Source organism: Sphingomonas sp. S-NIH.Pt15_0812 (assembly GCF_003951315.1).
Taxonomy (GTDB): domain Bacteria; phylum Pseudomonadota; class Alphaproteobacteria; order Sphingomonadales; family Sphingomonadaceae; genus Sphingomonas.
In genome coordinates this window covers 1-17,294 of record NZ_QLJH01000045.1, presented here as the reverse complement: position 1 = coordinate 17,294, position 17,294 = coordinate 1, and the positions used below count along the sequence as shown (strand labels likewise).

The following is a 17,294-nucleotide window of genomic DNA, read 5'->3' as shown; positions in this document are numbered from 1 at the left end:
GCAGCGTCGGCGCCGTGCGGGGCTCAGAAGTTTCCCTTTGCTGCCTCCTGCAGGATCAGCTTGTCGAGCGTCAGATCCGAGATCGCACGACGCAGCCGGGCGTTCTCCTTCTCCAGATCCTTCATCCAACGCGCCTGATCCGTCTTCAGGCCGCCATATTCCTTGCGCCACCGATAGTAAGTCTGCTCGCTGACGGCGATCCGCCGGCAGGCCTCGGCGGTCGTGCCGCCCTGACCCAGCATGATCTCAACCTCGCGCAGCTTCCCGATGATTTCCTCGGGCTTGTGCTTCTTGGCAGGCATTCGTCGTCCCTTCCTTGGTCCAGACTGTCATAGTCGATGGACCACTCAGAGGGGGGCAGCTCAGCCTACCGTGCCGAACGACCAACTGCCGCCAGCGGATCGCGCTTGCCGCACTCACCCCGAACCGTGCTGCCGCAGCTCGGCACGACATCCCGCCATCAGTCGCGGCGACCACCCGCTCCCGAAGGTCCTGTGACAGCACTCGCGGCATCCGTGCCGGCCTCCAATCCGACAAGAAGCCTGAATCAGAAAACCGCGCCTGTGGGAATCCTCAATGATTCAGAAGGACCGGAAACCGGTCTAGAGGCAGAAAAAGCCAGTGGGAGGCGCTGCTTGGCGAGAGCCGATCATGGCGGACCAACGCGACGCGTACGATCCGTCACACGGCCTATCAAGTAGCTCGCAAGCGTGTGCAAACGGTGCTCAATCGCTTTGTACCTAAAGACGCGGTAGGCCTGTCGGGTGAGATCGCCTTGATGATTGATCGGGCTGGCTTGTAGAGCTGCGCCCGTTAAGTCGGGTGTGTCAGACCAAGAAAAATCATAACGGTCTGGGCATCCAGCGTAATAGGCAAAGCTAATTGACCATGCCCATACTCGTTGTCGCTTTCCTGGCGTCCCACGCCCTCGCATCCGACCAGATAGCCTTTCGTTGTCGCATCGGCGGTGACCTGATCTCTGTCAGGCGCTCGGGGCCGAATCTGATGTATCGAGCGTCCGCTCATGGCCGCGTGAAGCTTCATATGACCAGAGGCCACCTCGCACGAACCGGCTATTCAGGTGGGGGAGAGTTGCAGGCAGTCCTCCAAAACGGAGCCTGGACTTACGTGGTGTACGAGCGCACGATCCGAACCGGCTTCGCGGGGCGTAATGCACCAAGCTTTACAGCCGGGGTCGATGTTCTACGGAACGGTGCTATTGTTTCACGCCGAAGCTGCCGGGATAGCCAGGCGCAATTTAGTGGTGCGGCTGTTACTAACCTGCCGGAGGGAGATTTCGTCGAGCATTAAGCTCGTTATATGAGTGATTTGACAATCATGTAAATCTAACGTGATCTCGAAAAATTGGGATGATCTACCTTGGGCCTAGTAAAACTGCGAGGAAATGCCGCGATGATTGTGAATGCTGATGGGGAAGATGCCGGGTCGGAACGAGCGGAGGTTCACTTCCTGTCGGCGCTGGTTGACGAGTTGATGCGTAAGATGCTTGCCGCTGGCGTGATGACCCAGGCGGATTTGAATGACGTCGAGGCGGCCGCAGCGAAGCGGGTGGGCGGCATACCCCGCGCATGGTAGGTCGCTCCCGTCGCCATCCTATCGTTGCGACATGAGGCGTTCTGCCTGCCTTGCCAGGTGGCTGAGGTCGTACACGTCAAAGGTCTGCAAGCGCGGCGAGGTGTCCGCGACGCATAAGGCGCCAAGTGCGAAGCCTGCCGCGTCCACCAGGGGAATGCCGGCATAGAAGCGGACATAAGGCGCACCAAGCACCGCTGGATTATCAACAAATCGTGGGTCTTGCGTCGCATCGGTCACGATCAGCGGCTCACCCGGGCGCATGATCGCAAAGGCGCAGAAGGATTCTGATCTTGGTCCTTCGCTGTCCCTGATGCCCACCCGGGCCGCCAGCCATTGACGGTTGCGATCCACGAACGAAACGGCTGCGATCGGCGTAGCGGCAAGAAGCGCTGCTTGCTCTGCGATCCGCTGGAACTCGCTGGACGGCGGACGTTGCGTGAGGCCTGAGGCGTCAAGAGCCTGTTGTCGCGCTATTTCATTGGTCGGCCAGGGTGGGCGCATGGGGTCACAATCTTCAGGAACATAGCCAAAACCGGCATCTAGATTTCAGAAGACGAACTTCGTCACGCCTCCCTTGCAGCAGCGCAATCGATCCTCCAGCTCCGCTAAGTAGGAGCGGATGATCTGAGCAGTGGCTGCGTTCTCCGTCATGCCCGCCACGCGCATTGCCACCCGGATTTCGTTCATCAGTTCATCAGCGCTGCTCATCATCGACCACCAACTGCTATGACAGTGAGGCTGACGTAAAAGTGTTAACAAAGGGTTAACAGGCTAGTGGCTCGTCGCCTCTGACGCGAAGAGTCGACGCAGATGAATGAAAGGCAGGAGTGGGGAACCAGGAAAGCCGTCCTGAGTGGCCGATTATGGGTCTCAATCTCAATTGGTTTAGCTGTACGGCATCGCAGGCAGGGCCGCAGGGCGTACGTTGCCCATTCCCATCCTTTTTCAGCTTTGCACCCAGTCCCGCAAAAGCTCGGTGACTTCGCCGGGACGCTCGAGCGGGGAAAGATGCCCACAATTGCGAATTTCGTGGAAGCGCGCACCCGTAATTCGCAGAGCAAGTGCCCGGGCGTCATCGGGCAGGCAGATGCGGTCGCGATCCCCTACCGCGACCAGCGTCGGCACGCACACTGCGCCGATAGCGGAGCTGATATCTGGCCGGGTGAGCATGGCGCGCTGCTGGCGCTCGAAGACGGCTCCACCAACGCGCTCAGCCATCGTTTGAACCGGGCCGCTAACGATTGGGGTCAGTGTCGGATCGGCATGGGGTGCGGTGGCGAGCAGTCCCTGCTCGGCGACGGTGCGCGGGCGCATCTGCATCGACGCGCGGGTGCCGAACAGCGCCACCCGCTGCACCCGCTCGGGGGCTTGGCGGATGACTTCCAGCGCGACATATCCGCCCAGGCTTACCCCCGCGACCGCGAAGCGCGGCGGTGCATGCGCCAGCACGCGCGCCGCCATCGCCTCAAGCGTATCGTCGACAGTAAGGTCCCCTAGCATAGGATGAGTGATCTCGCTGAGGTCGACTATCTGTCGGGCCCAGAGCTGTCCGTCGCACCCCATGGCGGGCAGTAAGACGAGGGGCGGCGCGTTGCGGATCATGGCCATGTCTCCGGAAAGTGAGGTGAGCGGATGCGTCAGGCGAACAGGGTCAGGAGCCCACGCGTCGGATCGGTCAGCCCTTCCCAGATCATCTTGCCCGCAACCCACAGGATGACGAGCAGGCCGACATAGGCGAGCCAGCGATAGCGTTCGATGACACGGGCCAAGACATTGGCGGCAAGCCCCATCAACGCGACCGATAAAATCAGGCCGATTGCCAGGATGCCCGGATGGTCGCGCGCCGCGCCTGCCACCGCCAGAACATTGTCGAGGCTCATCGAGATGTCGGCGACCGCGACGGCCCAGGCGGCGGCCCAGAAGCGGCGCGGGGCCTGCTCGGCGAGCGGATCGTCTCCCTCTCCCCCGGCGCGCAGCTCGCGTCCCATCTTCCACGCGACCCAGGCCAGCAGCAATCCGCCCGCCAGCACCAGCCCGACGATCTGGAGCAGCTGCGTCACAATCAGCGCAAAGCCGATGCGTAGGATCAAAGCGGCGATGACCCCGACCAGGATTACCTTGCGCCGCATCGCCGGGGGCAGCCCTGCCGCCAGCGCGCCGACGACGATGGCATTGTCGGCGGCCAGCAGAACATCGATCATCACGACCTGGACAAAGGTGGCGAGCGCGGCGGGCGAGCCGAGCGCGGAGAAATCGGCGACGATATGCTGCCAGAGCGTTTCCATCGGATCAGCCCACCAGCGGGAAGGCGAGGACGGCCATCCCGACCAGCGTCATGACCACGCACACCACCGTCGCGGGCACCAGCGTGAAGCGCTGGTGATCGGCCAGGTCGATCCCCGCCAGGCTGACCAGCAGATAGGTCGAGGGCACCAGCGGGCTGAGCAGGTGGACCGGCTGGCCCATCAGCGAGGCGCGGGCGATCGCCATCGGCGACACGCCGTAGTGAGCGCCCGCCTCGGCCAGGATCGGCAACATCCCGAAATAGAAAGCGTCGTTGGATATGAAGAAGGTGAAGGGCAAGCTGAGCAGCGCGGTGATCGGCGCCATATACGGCCCCAGCACCGGGGGGATGAAGCCGACGACTTCCTTGCTCATCGCCTCAACCATGCCGGTGCCCGACAGGATGCCGGTGAAGATGCCCGCCGCGAAGATCAGCGACACGACCGACAGGACGTTGCCGGCATGGGCGGCGATCCGCTCTTTCTGCTCGGCGACCTGCGGATAGTTGACGATCATCGCCACTGCGAAGGCCAGCATCATCAGCACCGACAGCGGCAGGATGCCCGAGACGAGCCCGGCGATCAGCGTGAGGGTGAGCGCGGCGTTGAACCAGCGCAGGTGCGGACGGCGCGCCTCAGGGAACTGCGATACGGCCATGCCGGTGAAGGCGGTCGGCTCGTTCGACTTCACATGGCCGATGCGGCGGCGCTCCTTGCGGCCGAACCAGATCGCTAGACCGATCAGGAAGGCGAGGCCCGCGATCATGCCGGGGATCAGCGGCAGGAACAAGGTGGCGGGATCGAGCTTCAGCGCGCTGGCGGCGCGGGCGGTCGGCCCGCCCCAGGGCGTCAGGTTCATGATTCCGCTGGTGCTCATGAGCAGGCAGCACAGATACAGCCGGTTCATGTCATAGCGCTTATAGAGCGGCAGCAGCGCGGCGATGGTGATGATGTAGGTCGTCGATCCGTCGCCATCCAGGCTGACCAGCGCGCACAGCACCACCGTGCCGATCAGGATCGCCAGCGGGTCGCCATGCACTACGCGCAGCAGCCGGTTGACCAGTGGGTCGAACAGCCCGGTATCGGTCATGATCGAGAAGAACAGGATGGCGAACAGCAGCATCACGCCGGTCGGCGCGAGGTTCTTGATGCCATCGATCATCATGTCGCCCAGGCCGGAGGCGAAGCCGGCGAGCAGCGCGAAGGCAGTCGGCACGACGATCAGCGCGACGAGCGGGGTCATCCGCTTCGTCATGATGAGCGTCATGAAGGTGGCGACCATCAGGAAGCCAAGCAGGGCAAGGTCCATCGGGAGATGCTCCGAGAAAGGAGAAAAAGGCATTTAGAAGGTGACGGCGAGGCGGGTGCCGACGGTTTCGCCGCTGTCGGGGCCGGTGAAGGTGCCGGCGCGATTGTCGGTGTCCCAATGCACCCAGTTGAACTGGAGTCGGGTGAAGCTGTTGAGATACCAGTTGATGCCCGCCGTAGCGGCCCAGCCGCGCCCGCCCGTCAACAGGCTGGTGTAATCAAGATTTTCATAGCGCGCGGTCAGCTCGATTGCGCCCGGCCCGCCCTCGAAGATCGGCTTCAGCACGCGCGGCTGGCCAAAGCTCCCGAGCCGCGGGTTGTATGGCGGCAGGTCGCCGGTGAGGAACCAGCCACCCGACAGGCTCCACGCCTTGCTGAGGAAGTCGGGACGGTCGCCGGTCAGCCGCGCGCGGCGCTCGCCCGCCTCCGCCATCACCCAGACCGGGCCGACATAGCCGCCAAGCTCCGCGCCATAGCCGGTGGTGCTTCGCCCGCCCAGCAGCGTGCCGGTCGAGACGCGCAGCGCGCCGTTGAAGCGGCCGCCGATCACCGTGTTGCGGGTCAGCGTGGTCGCAGCGGAGGATAGCGCCTCATCAAACCCCCACAGGCCGACATGCAGCACCGAACGATCGCCCTTGACCGGGTTCCAGTGCGCGCGACCCAGCACGGTGCGGCTGTCGTTGGTCGCCTGGTTGCCGTCGATCCGGTCACCGGTGACGGTCAGCGAGGCATGGCCCGTCTTCCAGAATAGACGCGGCATGATGCCGACGCCATAGAAGCCGCGCTGCGGGATGATCGCGGTGGAGACGGCGGTCCGCTCCATGAACGGAGTTGAGTCCGATCCTGTCGATCCTTCGAACCCACGATCGTTGAACAGATGCCCGGCGCGCACGTCGTAATCCAGGCCCGGCCGGATGCGATTGCGCCAGCCGATAAAGGCGGTGACGATATCGACCTCGTTCTCCGAAAAGTCGGATTCGAACTGATAGAAGAAGTGGGTGCCGACCCCGCCTTCCAGGCCGAGGCGCAGCGCGCGCATGCCGGTGGTGGTGATGTTGCGTCCGTTGTAGCGCGATCCGAAGGTCGAGCTGACATCGGTCAGGATGCGGCCGCGCGGCTTAAAGGTGTAGATGCCGTCGGCCGAGTGGAAGACGGGCAGGCCGGCGCCCCATTCGGTCGTCACGCCCGCCGCATTGGCCTGTCGCGCCTGGGTCACGTCGCGCTCGGCGGGACCGGGGGGTACAAGTTGCGGCGCGAAGGGACGGGTGACGGTGCCGCGGGATGCCAGATCGCCTTGAACAACCTGCGCCGCAGGCGGCGTCGGCATGGGTGTGCCGGACAGACTGGGGGCGTCGGCGGGTGTGGGTGCGGCGGCGGCGGGGGATGCGCTCGCGACGCCCTCCAGCCGATCGAGCCGAGCGCGCAGGGTCGCGATTTCAGCAGCCTGCTGGCGGACGAGGGCGGCTAGATCTTCGCTGCTGGGCGTCTGGGCGAGGGCGGGGGTGGCGGCCAGCAAGGCGGCCAGCGCAGTGGCGGTCCGGATCGGGATCATCGTTTGGGAACCTCTTGGGCAAGGGTGGCGCGCCAGTCGGCCAGGAAGCGGCGGCGCTTGATCGTGTCGAGATTGACGAGCAGCTGCGGTCCGACGCGGATCGGGCGCTGCTGTTCGGGCGACAGGCGGGGCGCGCGGACATCGGCGCGCACCGGCAACAGCCACTGCTTGGCGAGCAACGTCTGCCCGGTGCGAGACAGCAGGAAGTCGAGTAACAGCCGCGCCGCAGCCGGGTGCCGGGCATCGCGGGCAACGAACGCGACGCGCGAGGCGATAATCGTATAGTCGCGTGGGAAGATCACGTGCAGGCGCGGGTCGCGCATCGCCCGGGTCAGGGCGTAGGGGCCGACGACGTTATAGGCGATCGCGATCCGCCCTGCGGATACCGCGTCCAGCATCGGCTCGGTCGTGCGCGACAGCATTGGTCGGGTCGCCGCAATGGCCTGCACCAGCGAGCGGGTGTCGCGGGTAATCGCGAAGTCCTCGGTCAGATAGAGATAGCCAACGTTGGACTGCGCAGGATCATAGGTCGCGACCTTGCCGGTCAGGGCGCCGCGCCGGGATCGCAGCAGCCGCTCTAACGCCTCGTGCGTGCGCGGCACTTGCGCGGCGGGGATCAGGCGGCGGTTGAAGACGAAGGCGACCGGCTCGGCGGTGACGCCGTACCCCATATTCTTCCACACCGCCGTGCTCGGCAGCGCCGGCTTTTCAGGGCTGAGATAGCTTTGCGCATAGCCGTCGTTAATGAGCTTGGCCTGGAGGTCCATGGCCGAGGACCAGACCAGGTCGGCGCCGGCCGTATGCGCGCGCGCCTCGGCGACGACGCGGTCGTAGATCGTGGACGATTGCAAATCGTCATAGCGCACCGCGACGCCAGGATATGCGCGGCGGAAGGCGGCAATCAGCGGCCGCATCGCGACGGTGTCGGCATTGCCGTAGACACGCACCAGGCGCTCGCCGCGCGCTTCGGCGACCAGCGCGTCATAGGAGCGGGGGTAACTGGCCGGGCGTTGCGCATCGATGTGTGCCGACGCGAGCGCGCCCAGCATCACCATCGAAAGAATAAGTGTTCGCATCGTTCAGGTCCTCTCGCTTCCCGCCTCTGAGTTCGGGTAAGCTCAATGACATGGATTATCCGGGCAAGCTGTCATCCACCTTTCACGGACGTGCCGCGCGATGCGGATTCTGATCGTCGAAGATGATGCGGCGCTGGCCCGCGGGATCATCGCCTTGCTGCGCGCGGCGGGCCATGCGGTCGATCATGTCGCAACCGGCGAGGACGCGCTGATGGTCGTGGCGGGGGAGGCCTATGCGTTGGTCGTGCTCGATGTGGGATTGCCCGACATCGACGGCTTCGCCGTCCTCCAGACCCTGCGGCGGCAGGGCAACCGGGTGCCGGTGCTGATGCTAACGGCGCGCGATGCACTCGACGACCGGGTGCGGGGGCTCGATCTGGGAGCGGACGATTACCTGCGTAAGCCCTTCGCACCGGCAGAACTGGAGGCACGCATCCGGGCGCTCGGACGCCGGCGCGGCGGCGATCCTACCCCCGAGCTGGTCCTCGGGGCCCTGGTCCTCGACCGGTCGCGGGGCACGGCACAGATCGGCGAGCGGACGCTTGACCTGCGTCGCCGCGAATGGGCAGTGCTCGACGCGCTAGCCGCCAGGGCTGGGCAGATCGTGCCGCGCGAGACGCTGCAATCCGAGGTGTTCGGCTATGACGAGCCGGTCGGCCCCAATGCGCTCGAGGTGAACATCACCCGGCTGCGCGGCAAGCTGGCCCCCGATGGCCCGACGATCCGTACGGTGCGCGGCGTCGGCTACATGCTCGATGCCCAATAAGGACGCGCGCGGCAGTGCGCTGGCGCTGCGCACCCGGCTGCTGGCGGCGATGCTGGCGCCGATGCTGGGGATCGCGGTGCTGCTAGGGCTGGCAGGGGCGACGCTGATCGCTGACGTGGTCCGCCGCACCAACGACCGGGTGCTGGGGGGGGCGCTGGGCGCGGTGGCCGAGACGGTGCAGGTGGAACGCGGCGAGGTGACGCTCGATCTTCCGGCCGCGGCGTTCGGGATGCTGGAAAATAGCGAGCGCGACAATGTCTATTACCGGATCGCGGTGGGGCAGCGGCTGCTGACCGGCTATGCCGACCTGCCTGCGCCCGCGATCACTGAACTGGCGCCCGACACATCGCGCTTCCGCTACGCCCGCTACCGCGACCAGGACATCCGCATCGCCGAGGTGCGCCGCGCGCTGCCCCGGATCGACGCACCCGTGATCGTGCAGGTGGCCGAGACGTTGGACGGCCGGCGCGCGCTGCAGCGACGGTTGATGATCGCGCTGGTGCTTGGCGAGCTGCTGCTGGTGGGCGTCGCCCTATTCCTGATCCGCCCGGCGCTGGCCTGGAGCCTCCGGCCGCTGGCGGGCCTGCGCGGCGCGGTGGCGGCGCGGGACACGCGCGCTACGCCAGACCTGTCGCCGCTCGATACCGGACCGCTGCCGGTCGAGCTTCGTCCGCTGGCCGATGCGTTCGACCATCTGCTCGCCCGGCTGGACAGCGCGACCGCCGGGATGCGGCGCTTCACCGCCGATGCCTCGCACCAGATGCGTACGCCGCTGGCGGTGCTGAAGGTGCAGGTGGCGCTGGCCCGGCGGGGCAGCCCGACCGCACTGGGGGAGATCGCCGATGCCGCCGACCGGCTGGAACATCTGGTGACGCAACTGCTGGCGCTGGCGCGGGCCGAGGAAGCGGGCCGCGCCCCCCCGCGCGAGCGGGTCGACCTGCGGGAGGTCGCCGTCGCCGTCATCAACCGCCGCATCGCGCAGGCGATCGAGGCGGGGGTGGAGATCCATCTCGATGCGCCCGCTGACATCGTCATTGCCAGCCACCGTACGTTGCTATTCGAAATCCTCTCCAATCTGCTCGACAATGCGATCCGCTATAATCGTCGCGGTGGCCAGGTGGTCCTGACCATTTCGTGCGAGGAAGGGAGGGGAGCCAAGATCGTGGTTGCTGATGACGGGCCTGGTCTGCCCGATGCCGAGCTTGTCTGTCTGGGCGAACGCTTCACCCGTCTTTCCAGCGCACGCGACAGCGAGGGAAGCGGTCTCGGCCTCGCCATCGTCCGCTCTGCGGCGTCGCGACTTAATGCGTCGCTACATATTGTCAGTACCCGACCCGGACTGCGTATCACCCTAGGCTTCGAACCTGCAGCCGCAATAGCGACAGCTGGTCTCGCCAAATCAGACGGATCTGCGGGTCCGCTCTTTTGAGCAACTATCGTTTTCCATCCGACTTCAAAAGTCAGCCGGGAACCTACGCGCCTAGGCTACAATCAAGCATATGAATGAATAAGGCTTTTCGGGACGCATTGCGGGCAGCCCGGATTGCGAGGGGCTGTGGGTGTCGGGGCAATCATCCCATGGAATGGCCCGGCACCCGTCACCGCATGGAAGATCGTACCCGCGCTCGCCTGCGGGAACACCGTCGTATTCAAATCAGCCCTGAGTGCACCACTTGTCTTGATCCGGATGGTCAACTGATACGGGAGGCGGAACTACCTACCAGCGTTGTGAACTTGATGACGGGTGGTCGCGAGGCAGGTGCCGCCATTGCCGAACATCTGGGCATTGACAAGGTGATGGTCTTTCGACCGGAGCCGTTGCGGCTGTTGCCCGCGCCGTCTTCCCCGGCCAGGTGATGATCCATCTCGGCATTCAGCGCGCGCTCGGTCAGCGCCTTCTTCAGCGCATCCAGCAGGCCGCCCTGAGCCAGCGCCGAACCGGCATCACTGCCAGCCAGCAACTGGTCCAGCAGCTCGTTCGGTATCGCAGGTTCTTTGCGTCGGGACATATCGGGTTTCCTTCTTTCCCACTATGCCCGCACACACACGACATTCCTGACAGTTCCAACGAGCCCCTGTTCCCCTCGCTGGCTGCGAGACGGATCATCGAGGCATGGCGGACAGACTACAACACTGTGCGTCCGCACAGCAGCCCCGGCGGCATGGCACCCGCCGAGTTCACCAGCTGCCCTCGCCACGGGCATGAGGACACCAAAGCTAACTTATCCGCGGCAAGAAAATGGGGAGCACGTCAGGCGGACTACTGATCAGCCGCGGCAAAAGCCGAAGTGCTCGACACGACATGTCGGATTACACCAATGTCCCTCGAATGTGCGATGTCCGAGAGGTCAAGTTGCTTTCGGCTCAGTTGCCGCGAAAAGGACAGGGCGATGGGCTAAAACGCCGAATGTCGGCTCCTGACGAAACCGGTCATTCGGCATGTCGTGGGGGAACGACCGCTAAGTCCCAGATCTGACCGACCGAACGCTCGCTGATAAAGCTGAACGACTAGCGGGTACCGAAAGCCGCAATGAGCCCACTGGCTGACCGCTTCTGGGTCATCCAAACGAAATGGGTAACGAGGCGAATAATCGGCGTCAGGGTGGAAATGCTAAATGCAACCTTGCCTGTGACGATCCACTTCGACGTGGTCGAATTGAGAAAATGCCTGGCTTCTAAGTCTTAACCGACGGCCGTTGCAAGGCGAGCCACGACGACCTTCCCTGAAGCAGAAATCGTTACGAACAGAATGCGACGGTCGGCCACGCATCGTCGTCGCTCGATCAGCTCTTTGGACTCGAGCGAATCCAAGACGCGGGTCATCGCGCCGGCGTCATGGGCCAGATGTGTTGACAATGTCCTGACGCTACAGGGGCCGGCTTTGCACAGCACGTCCAAAATCATCCACTGTGTCGATGTAAGTCCTTCTCGGCCAGCCAGTTCGTCGAGATACCGCAGAAAGCGAAGGCAAGAATTGCGCATGTCCAACATGGCGTGGCCGGACGAAATTTCTTGTGCGACATGGCGAATGCGATGGCCTCGGCCCGTCTTCATCGGTGCGAGCGCGTCGCCGGGGGTGCAACGTTTGTTCGCCGTCATCGCTGCGCAGGTATTCCCAACAGTGCGGCGCCATCGATCGAGACACGCAGGCCGAACGCCAATATGTTGCCTGACCGCTTCACTGCGCGTGGTTTCGCGAAATTGTCCGGGCTGACGACATATTGGATGTTCGGGCTGATCCGCACGCCGCGGTAGGCCGCGATGCCATAGTTGATCTCGAACACGCCCTCTTCCAGAAAGACCTGGTCGGTTCCACCCGCCAAGGCCCTCGATGCCTGGAGAAACTGGCGCTGGCGATCGCCGAGCCGGATATAGCTGCCGACGACACCGAAGGTATCGGCCGGACGCCTGGAAAAGGGCCCGGTGACGATTACGCCTGCCAGCGCCTGCGCTTTGAACGGCACGTAATCGTTGGTCGCACTAATGACACCGCCAAACAGCGTAACCGGCCGCTTGGGATCGGCACCCATATGCGCGGCGGCCACGTCGCCCATTAGATAGACCCCCGCCTGACCATCGTGGATCAGCGCGGTTCCGCCCGCTGCACCCCGGCCGATCCGGGGCAACCCACGGGTGTTCAGATAGGGGTCGCTGACGTCGGATGTGTTGCCATAGGCGCCGATCCGCACGTGATAGGGATGCCGGGCTTTCGGATCGCCGGACTGCAGCCCGATCTCGACGGCGGTCTGGTGTCCTGTCGAGCCCCCGGTCGACCAGTCGAAGCCGTTGGTCGGGATCAGCGACGCGTTGGCCTCGAAGACGCCGACCTGCGCATAAAAGGATTTGGTGGGTGCGACTTTGATCCGGCCACCCCAGGTGTTGTAGGGAAAGAAGCCGAGGGCGCGATCCTGGATCGGCACGACCGCCGGGTTGAAGCACACCGAGTTGCTCTGAAAGGTGCAATAGATGTTGGACTGGTTGAAAAAGGTCAGCGGCGCGACGCGTCCGCCGGAAATATTGACCTTGCCGCCCCAGAAATTCTGTTCGAACGCAAGCGCGGCGAGGCGCAGGTTCTGGACCGCCTTGTAGCGGGTCTGGAAGCCGATCGCATTGGCGGTATGATCGACCGACAGCGACGACCCCTGCGAGACGTTCATGCTGTAGTGCAGGGCGGCGCCCTTCCAGCCGACGAGACGATCGAGATCCAGGTCGAATCCGAAGGGCAGGGCATAGGAGTTGGCCGTCCCGCGTCCCTGTCCCCCGGTGACGTTGCCCGCGAACTCGTCGACAGCCAGCAGCCGCAGATAGATGCCGCGATCCGCGAGCGATCGTCCGAGCTCGGAAAGGGGGCCTCGGAGCGGCTTGCCGTTACCCGGCGGTCCCTGCACCTGCGGCTTGGGATAATTGTTGAGGAAGATCGCGGGTGCCGTGGCGTTCGGCTTCGCCGCTGCTTGTGGTTCCTGTGGTGCTGGCGGACCCGCCTCCCTTGCGGTCGAGGTCGCGCTTTGCGCCATGCCGGGCGACGCGATGAGGAGCGCGCCGGCCAGCACGGGCCCGCGACGAAAGTCGGTGATCATGAATGCTCTCCAGACGGGGGCCGCAAGCGCGGCGTCAGTGCCGATCGACAGGCCGGAGCGCAGGCCGTGCCGCGCTCCGGCCGCTCGTTACGGAGAGACTTCTTCCAGCGCCCGCCCGGTCGTCTCGGGGGCCCAGCGCAGCACGACCAGTCCGGTCAGGGCCACCACCACGGCGAAGGTCAGGAAGACCGGCGCGACCGATCCGCTGGTCATGATCAGGCCGATGACCCAGGGACCGGTGATGGACCCGGCGCGCAGCCACGCCGATCCCAGTCCCGCCCCAAGCGAGCGCAATCGGGTTGGATAGAGTTCGCCCGAATAGAGGTAGAGCGAATAGGTGACCGTCTGAAGCGCGGCGAAGGCGGGTGTCGCCAATGCGAACACCATGACCGGGGTTGTGGCACCCAGCCACCACAGCGCAAGCAGCGGAATAGCGGCGAACAGCAGCGCCCCGGTGTACCAGTTGCGCCGACCGACCTTGTCGATCGTGATCGCGCAGAGGAAGGAGGCGACCAAAGCGATGCCCGTCATGGCGAACCCGTATCCGATCGCCTGATCGATCGGCATGTTGAAGACGGTCTTGTAGAGCGTCGGCAGCCAAGTCAGCAGCCCGTTGTTGATCATATAGGCGCCGAACCACATCGCCCAGAGGAGCAGCGTGCGCGGGCCGTAGAGCGGACTGAACAATTCACGCCACGACCCTTCCTGATGGCTTGGTGTCGAAGCGGCCGGGACAACGACGCGTGGTTCCGGCAGGGGCTGACCATGTTCGAGGGCGCTGGCCTCGAGCTTCGAGATGACCTTGTCGGCGTCGGTCAAGCGGCCACGCGTGATGAGCCAGCGGGGGCTTTCCGACAGGAAGAATCGGAGCGGCATGACGAGCAGAACCGGCACCATCCCGACGACGAACATCGCCTGCCAGCCAAGCGACGGCACCAGGAAATATCCGATTCCCCCGGCCGCGGTCAGGCCGACGAGAAACAGCAATTCGTAAAGGAGGAAGAAGCGGCCCCGCTTCTTGGCGCCCGACAGTTCGTTGACATAGGCGCTGGCCACCGGGACCTCGCCGCCCGTCCCGATCCCCTGCAGGAAGCGGAACAGCATCAGCGAGCTGGCGCTCCACGAAAAGATGCAGGCGGCGCTCATCGCCGCGAAGATAGCGATGCAGATTGCCAGTACCGGCAGTCTCCCGATACGTTCGGCCAGCCAGCCGAAGAATATTGCCCCGAACAACTGGCCCAGATACCCGGACGAGATGATCGCTGCGGTGGTTGCAGGGGCCAGCCCCCATTCCTTGGCCAGGATCGGCAGCGCATAGGCGAGCGCGATCGTGGTATAGCCATCGAAGAAGGTCGCCATCCCGACGCAGCCGCGCGCCCACAGCACGGGCCGCGTGACGGGCAGGCGCTCAAGGCGCGCGATCAGGGTTCCGCTATCGACCTGGCTCTTCGCCATGGCATAATCGTCGGCCAATCGGCCGACCGACGCAATGGATGCGTTCATAGCAATCTCTCCCATTGGCACGCTCTTGCGGCAAGGCCACCGGCGCGTCTGTTGTCGTTGGGATATGAGCCGGACGGGACCGGCGGTGGTCGACCGGGGCCCTGCGTGGCAGGGCCCCGGCCATGGAGGATCAGACGATGCCCGCCTCCTTCAGCGCGGCCTCGATCTCCGCCTCGGCCTCCGGCGTCAGGTCGAGCAGCGGCGAGCGGATCGTGGCGTTGTCGATGATCCCGCGTGCGCGCAGCGCGATCTTCAGGGCCACGGTGCCCTCCATATGACTGCCGCGATGATAGATGTTCTTGGTGACGGGCAGCAGCTGGTCATGCAACTGGCGAGCGCGGACATAGTCCTTGGCCTTGCCCGCTTCGATGAGCTGGACGAGCAGTTCGGGCGCCACATTGCCATAACCGACCAGCGCACCGTCGACGTCGAACATCGTATGCAGTAGATATTCGTCGTGGCAGGTCAGAATCTGCAGGTCCGGGAATTCGCTGCGTAGGACCGGGATCTCCGTGTCCCAACGCTTCATGTTGCGAACGCCGTTCTTGGTCGCGACGACGCCCGGCTGTGCCGCGATCTCCAGCTGGGTCTGAAGATTGTAGGTCGCCTTGGTGACGTCGGGATATTGAAACAGGATGCACTGCAGGCCCGAGGCTTCGTAAATCGCCTTGTAGCGATCCTGAGGCGCGCCGAACTGATAGCCGAAGCGCAGCCAGCCATGGCTCGGATAGACCAGGGCGCCGGTCGCACCGGCATCGGCGGCACGACGTGCCTCTTGCGCGGCCACCTCGGTGCCTTCGCCGGTGATGCCCGCAATGATCGGCACATCGACCGCATCGACCAGACATTCGATCAGCTTCACCTGCTCGGCTTGGGTCAGAAAGGTGCCTTCACCGGCATGGCCCAGGATGACAAGGCTCTTCACGCCCTCGACCGAGACGAGCCAGCGGGCAAGCTTGGCGTTCTGCTCATAATCGACCTGGCCGTCCTTGGTGAAGACGGTGACGGGGGCGGGGTTGAGGCCACGCAGGTCCATGACCTTTTCGGGGGCGGGGCGCGATGCGACGCGGGGCTCGGGATCATGACGGCTCATAATTCTCTCTCCTGCTCTCACCCGCCCTTTTTGGAACGTTGGCGGGAACGTTCCCGTTATCGATCCAAATTTTGCTGGAGTCAATCCGCCGATTGCGGCATTTTACGCACGGGCGGCCGGGTTTGACCGCTGCGCCGACAGGGAATTGCGACCATGGATAGCAACGTCAAATCGGGCAGGGTGACGATCCTCGACGTTGCGGCTGCGGCGGGGGTGTCCAAGTCGACGGTATCGCGCATCCTCGACGAACGGTTGCCGTCGTCCGACAACGACACCGCGCGCAAGGTGCGCCAAATCGCCGAACAGCTCGGTTATGTTCGCGACGTGTCGGCGGCCAGCCTGCGCCGGGGGCAGACGATGACGATCGGCGTCATCGTGCCCAGGCTGACCGACACGGTCATGGCCATGCTGTACGAGGCGATCGCCCGGGCCTGCGCGCGGGCCGGTCGTATCGCGCTGGTCGCGACGACCGACGAGCAGGTCGAAGGTGAGCTACGGGCCGCCGAGTCGCTCTTGCAGCGTGGCGTGGATGGACTGATCCTGGCCACCGCGCGGGACGATGACGATCTGCCCGACATTCTGGCCAAACGCGGCGTCCCGTTCGTGCTGGCGCTCAGGACGGACGGCAAGAGCCTGTCCTCCATCGGCGACGACCGTCTGGGCGGCTATCTGGCGGCCCGGCATCTCATCGACCTGGGTCACCGGCGGATCGGGATCATCGCGGGACCGGGCTATGCATCCAGTGCGAAGGGGAGGCAGGAGGGGTATCTTCAGGCCCTTGCCGAACGGGGCATCGACCGGGACGCGGATCTCATCGTCGATTCAACGTTCAGCATCGATGCGGGCACCGATGCAGCCCTGACCTTGATGCGTCTTTCTTCACCGCCCTCGGCGATCTTTGCCGTCAACGACAATACGGCCATTGGGGCCATGTCAGCGCTGATCAATCTAGGTTTGAGAGTGCCCGAGGACGTATCGCTGGTCGGATATAATGATATCCCGATCGTGGGCTGCCTCCCGACGCCGCTCACGACGCTTCGCGTACCCTTCGACCAGATCGCCTTGACCGCACTCGACCTGCTCATCTCGGGCCGCAGTAGGCCACGCGAGCCGATCCAGATGGCAGCGCCGACCCTCATCCCGCGACGTTCTACAATGGCCAATGCCCGGAATGAACGAACAACTGGAATTGGCACACGGGATGGGTAATCGCAGCGTCCGATTGTGTAAAAACCGCCGTTTAGCGACCCAGTTCGAAACGTCGGCTTCGTCTCATGACCTTCCGGCCAGTGCCCACCAAACTTTGCCGTTCGCGTTCACTCCAGCGAACGTCTGGTCCCCGCGGTAGCTGCCGTTCGCCCCGATCAAGGCCAGTGACCGGAACATGCCGAAAGGACGATCGTCGGCACCGTCTTTAGAGCCCAACCGGAAATTAGGTTGAGCGATTTCAGCCAGTTGTGATTCACCGAGGGTTGCGAAGACCACGGGGATCATATGGGCTGGACCGAAACCGCTCGCCGCGAGCATGACAGAAGAAGGCT

The 17,294-nt window shown here is 64.3% G+C and carries 16 protein-coding genes and 4 pseudogenes; 5 read left to right on the top strand and 15 right to left on the bottom strand.

The window, feature by feature from the left end; genetic code table 11:
- Both BRX43_RS18305 and BRX43_RS21070 read right to left on the bottom strand, forming a co-directional pair.
- Positions 1-302 (bottom strand): annotated as a pseudogene (locus tag BRX43_RS18305) (transposase); the annotation flags it as partial.
- Between the two features lie 85 nt (positions 303-387).
- Positions 388-513, bottom strand: a pseudogene (locus BRX43_RS21070) (IS630 family transposase); the annotation flags it as partial.
- A 900-nt stretch (positions 514-1,413) separates the two neighbouring features.
- On the opposite strand from BRX43_RS21070, the gene BRX43_RS18295 reads away from it, so the two are divergent.
- On the top strand, positions 1,414-1,596 hold the full coding sequence (locus BRX43_RS18295; RefSeq protein ID WP_125996517.1) for a hypothetical protein: 183 nt from the start codon (positions 1,414-1,416) through the stop codon (positions 1,594-1,596).
- A gap of 18 nt (positions 1,597-1,614) precedes the next feature.
- On the opposite strand, the gene BRX43_RS18290 is transcribed toward BRX43_RS18295, so the two are convergent.
- The 7 genes from BRX43_RS18290 to BRX43_RS18265 form a co-directional block, all read right to left on the bottom strand.
- Positions 1,615-2,097, bottom strand: a complete 483-nt coding sequence (locus BRX43_RS18290; RefSeq protein WP_125996516.1) for a GAF domain-containing protein — start codon at positions 2,095-2,097, stop codon at positions 1,615-1,617.
- 45 nt (positions 2,098-2,142) lie between these two features.
- The gene (locus BRX43_RS20430; RefSeq protein ID WP_164523671.1) at positions 2,143-2,304 is read right to left on the bottom strand and encodes a hypothetical protein; all 162 of its coding nucleotides are present in this window, start codon (positions 2,302-2,304) and stop codon (positions 2,143-2,145) included.
- A 237-nt stretch (positions 2,305-2,541) separates the two neighbouring features.
- The gene (locus BRX43_RS18285) at positions 2,542-3,198 is read right to left on the bottom strand and encodes an alpha/beta fold hydrolase (protein ID WP_241215063.1); all 657 of its coding nucleotides are present in this window, start codon (positions 3,196-3,198) and stop codon (positions 2,542-2,544) included.
- A gap of 35 nt (positions 3,199-3,233) precedes the next feature.
- Positions 3,234-3,881: a YjbE family putative metal transport protein gene (locus BRX43_RS18280; RefSeq protein WP_125996515.1), complete on the bottom strand. Its 648-nt coding sequence runs from the start codon at positions 3,879-3,881 to the stop codon at positions 3,234-3,236.
- 4 nt (positions 3,882-3,885) lie between these two features.
- Positions 3,886-5,187 (bottom strand): CitMHS family transporter, encoded by a 1,302-nt coding sequence (locus BRX43_RS18275; protein WP_125996514.1) that lies wholly within the window; start codon positions 5,185-5,187, stop codon positions 3,886-3,888.
- 33 nt (positions 5,188-5,220) lie between these two features.
- Positions 5,221-6,738, bottom strand: a complete 1,518-nt coding sequence (locus tag BRX43_RS18270; RefSeq protein WP_125996513.1) for a porin — start codon at positions 6,736-6,738, stop codon at positions 5,221-5,223.
- Positions 6,735-7,814, bottom strand: coding sequence for an ABC transporter substrate-binding protein (locus BRX43_RS18265; protein ID WP_125996512.1), 1,080 nt, complete (start codon positions 7,812-7,814; stop codon positions 6,735-6,737). The genes BRX43_RS18270 and BRX43_RS18265 overlap by 4 nt, the downstream gene beginning before the upstream one ends.
- Positions 7,815-7,914: 100 nt before the next feature.
- Between BRX43_RS18265 and BRX43_RS18260 the strand changes: the two genes are divergently transcribed.
- The gene (locus BRX43_RS18260; protein ID WP_206433272.1) at positions 7,915-8,580 is read left to right on the top strand and encodes a response regulator transcription factor; all 666 of its coding nucleotides are present in this window, start codon (positions 7,915-7,917) and stop codon (positions 8,578-8,580) included.
- The gene (locus tag BRX43_RS18255) at positions 8,570-10,009 is read left to right on the top strand and encodes a sensor histidine kinase (RefSeq protein ID WP_125996511.1); all 1,440 of its coding nucleotides are present in this window, start codon (positions 8,570-8,572) and stop codon (positions 10,007-10,009) included. The genes BRX43_RS18260 and BRX43_RS18255 overlap by 11 nt, the downstream gene beginning before the upstream one ends.
- A gap of 367 nt (positions 10,010-10,376) precedes the next feature.
- Here BRX43_RS18255 and BRX43_RS18245 read toward each other — a convergent pair.
- Positions 10,377-10,589, bottom strand: a pseudogene (locus BRX43_RS18245) (hypothetical protein); the annotation flags it as partial.
- Positions 10,590-10,646: 57 nt separating this feature from the next.
- Here BRX43_RS18245 and BRX43_RS21065 point away from each other — a divergent pair.
- Positions 10,647-10,847, top strand: a pseudogene (locus BRX43_RS21065) (integrase core domain-containing protein); the annotation flags it as partial.
- 415 nt (positions 10,848-11,262) lie between these two features.
- Here the strand turns inward: BRX43_RS21065 and BRX43_RS18235 are convergent.
- From BRX43_RS18235 to BRX43_RS18220, 4 genes are all read right to left on the bottom strand, one after another.
- Complete coding sequence (locus BRX43_RS18235; protein ID WP_125996510.1) at positions 11,263-11,679, bottom strand: MarR family transcriptional regulator; 417 nt, start codon at positions 11,677-11,679, stop codon at positions 11,263-11,265.
- A complete protein-coding gene (locus BRX43_RS18230) occupies positions 11,676-13,157 on the bottom strand; it encodes a carbohydrate porin (RefSeq protein ID WP_125996509.1) in 1,482 nt (493 codons plus the stop codon). Before BRX43_RS18230 ends, BRX43_RS18235 begins: the two co-directional genes overlap by 4 nt.
- Before the next feature lie 87 nt (positions 13,158-13,244).
- On the bottom strand, positions 13,245-14,660 hold the full coding sequence (locus BRX43_RS18225) for an MFS transporter (RefSeq protein ID WP_125996508.1): 1,416 nt from the start codon (positions 14,658-14,660) through the stop codon (positions 13,245-13,247).
- Between the two features lie 130 nt (positions 14,661-14,790).
- A complete protein-coding gene (locus tag BRX43_RS18220; protein WP_125996507.1) occupies positions 14,791-15,753 on the bottom strand; it encodes a dihydrodipicolinate synthase family protein in 963 nt (320 codons plus the stop codon).
- Positions 15,754-15,906: 153 nt separating this feature from the next.
- Here BRX43_RS18220 and BRX43_RS18215 point away from each other — a divergent pair, with 153 nt between their 5' ends.
- Positions 15,907-16,962 carry a LacI family DNA-binding transcriptional regulator gene (locus tag BRX43_RS18215; protein WP_125996506.1) on the top strand — a complete coding sequence of 352 codons (1,056 nt, stop codon included), beginning with the start codon at positions 15,907-15,909 and terminating at the stop codon, positions 16,960-16,962.
- A 63-nt stretch (positions 16,963-17,025) separates the two neighbouring features.
- Here the strand turns inward: BRX43_RS18215 and BRX43_RS18210 are convergent.
- Positions 17,026-17,294, bottom strand: a 269-nt coding sequence (locus BRX43_RS18210; protein WP_206433271.1) for a hypothetical protein, incomplete at its 5' end; no start/stop codon positions are given.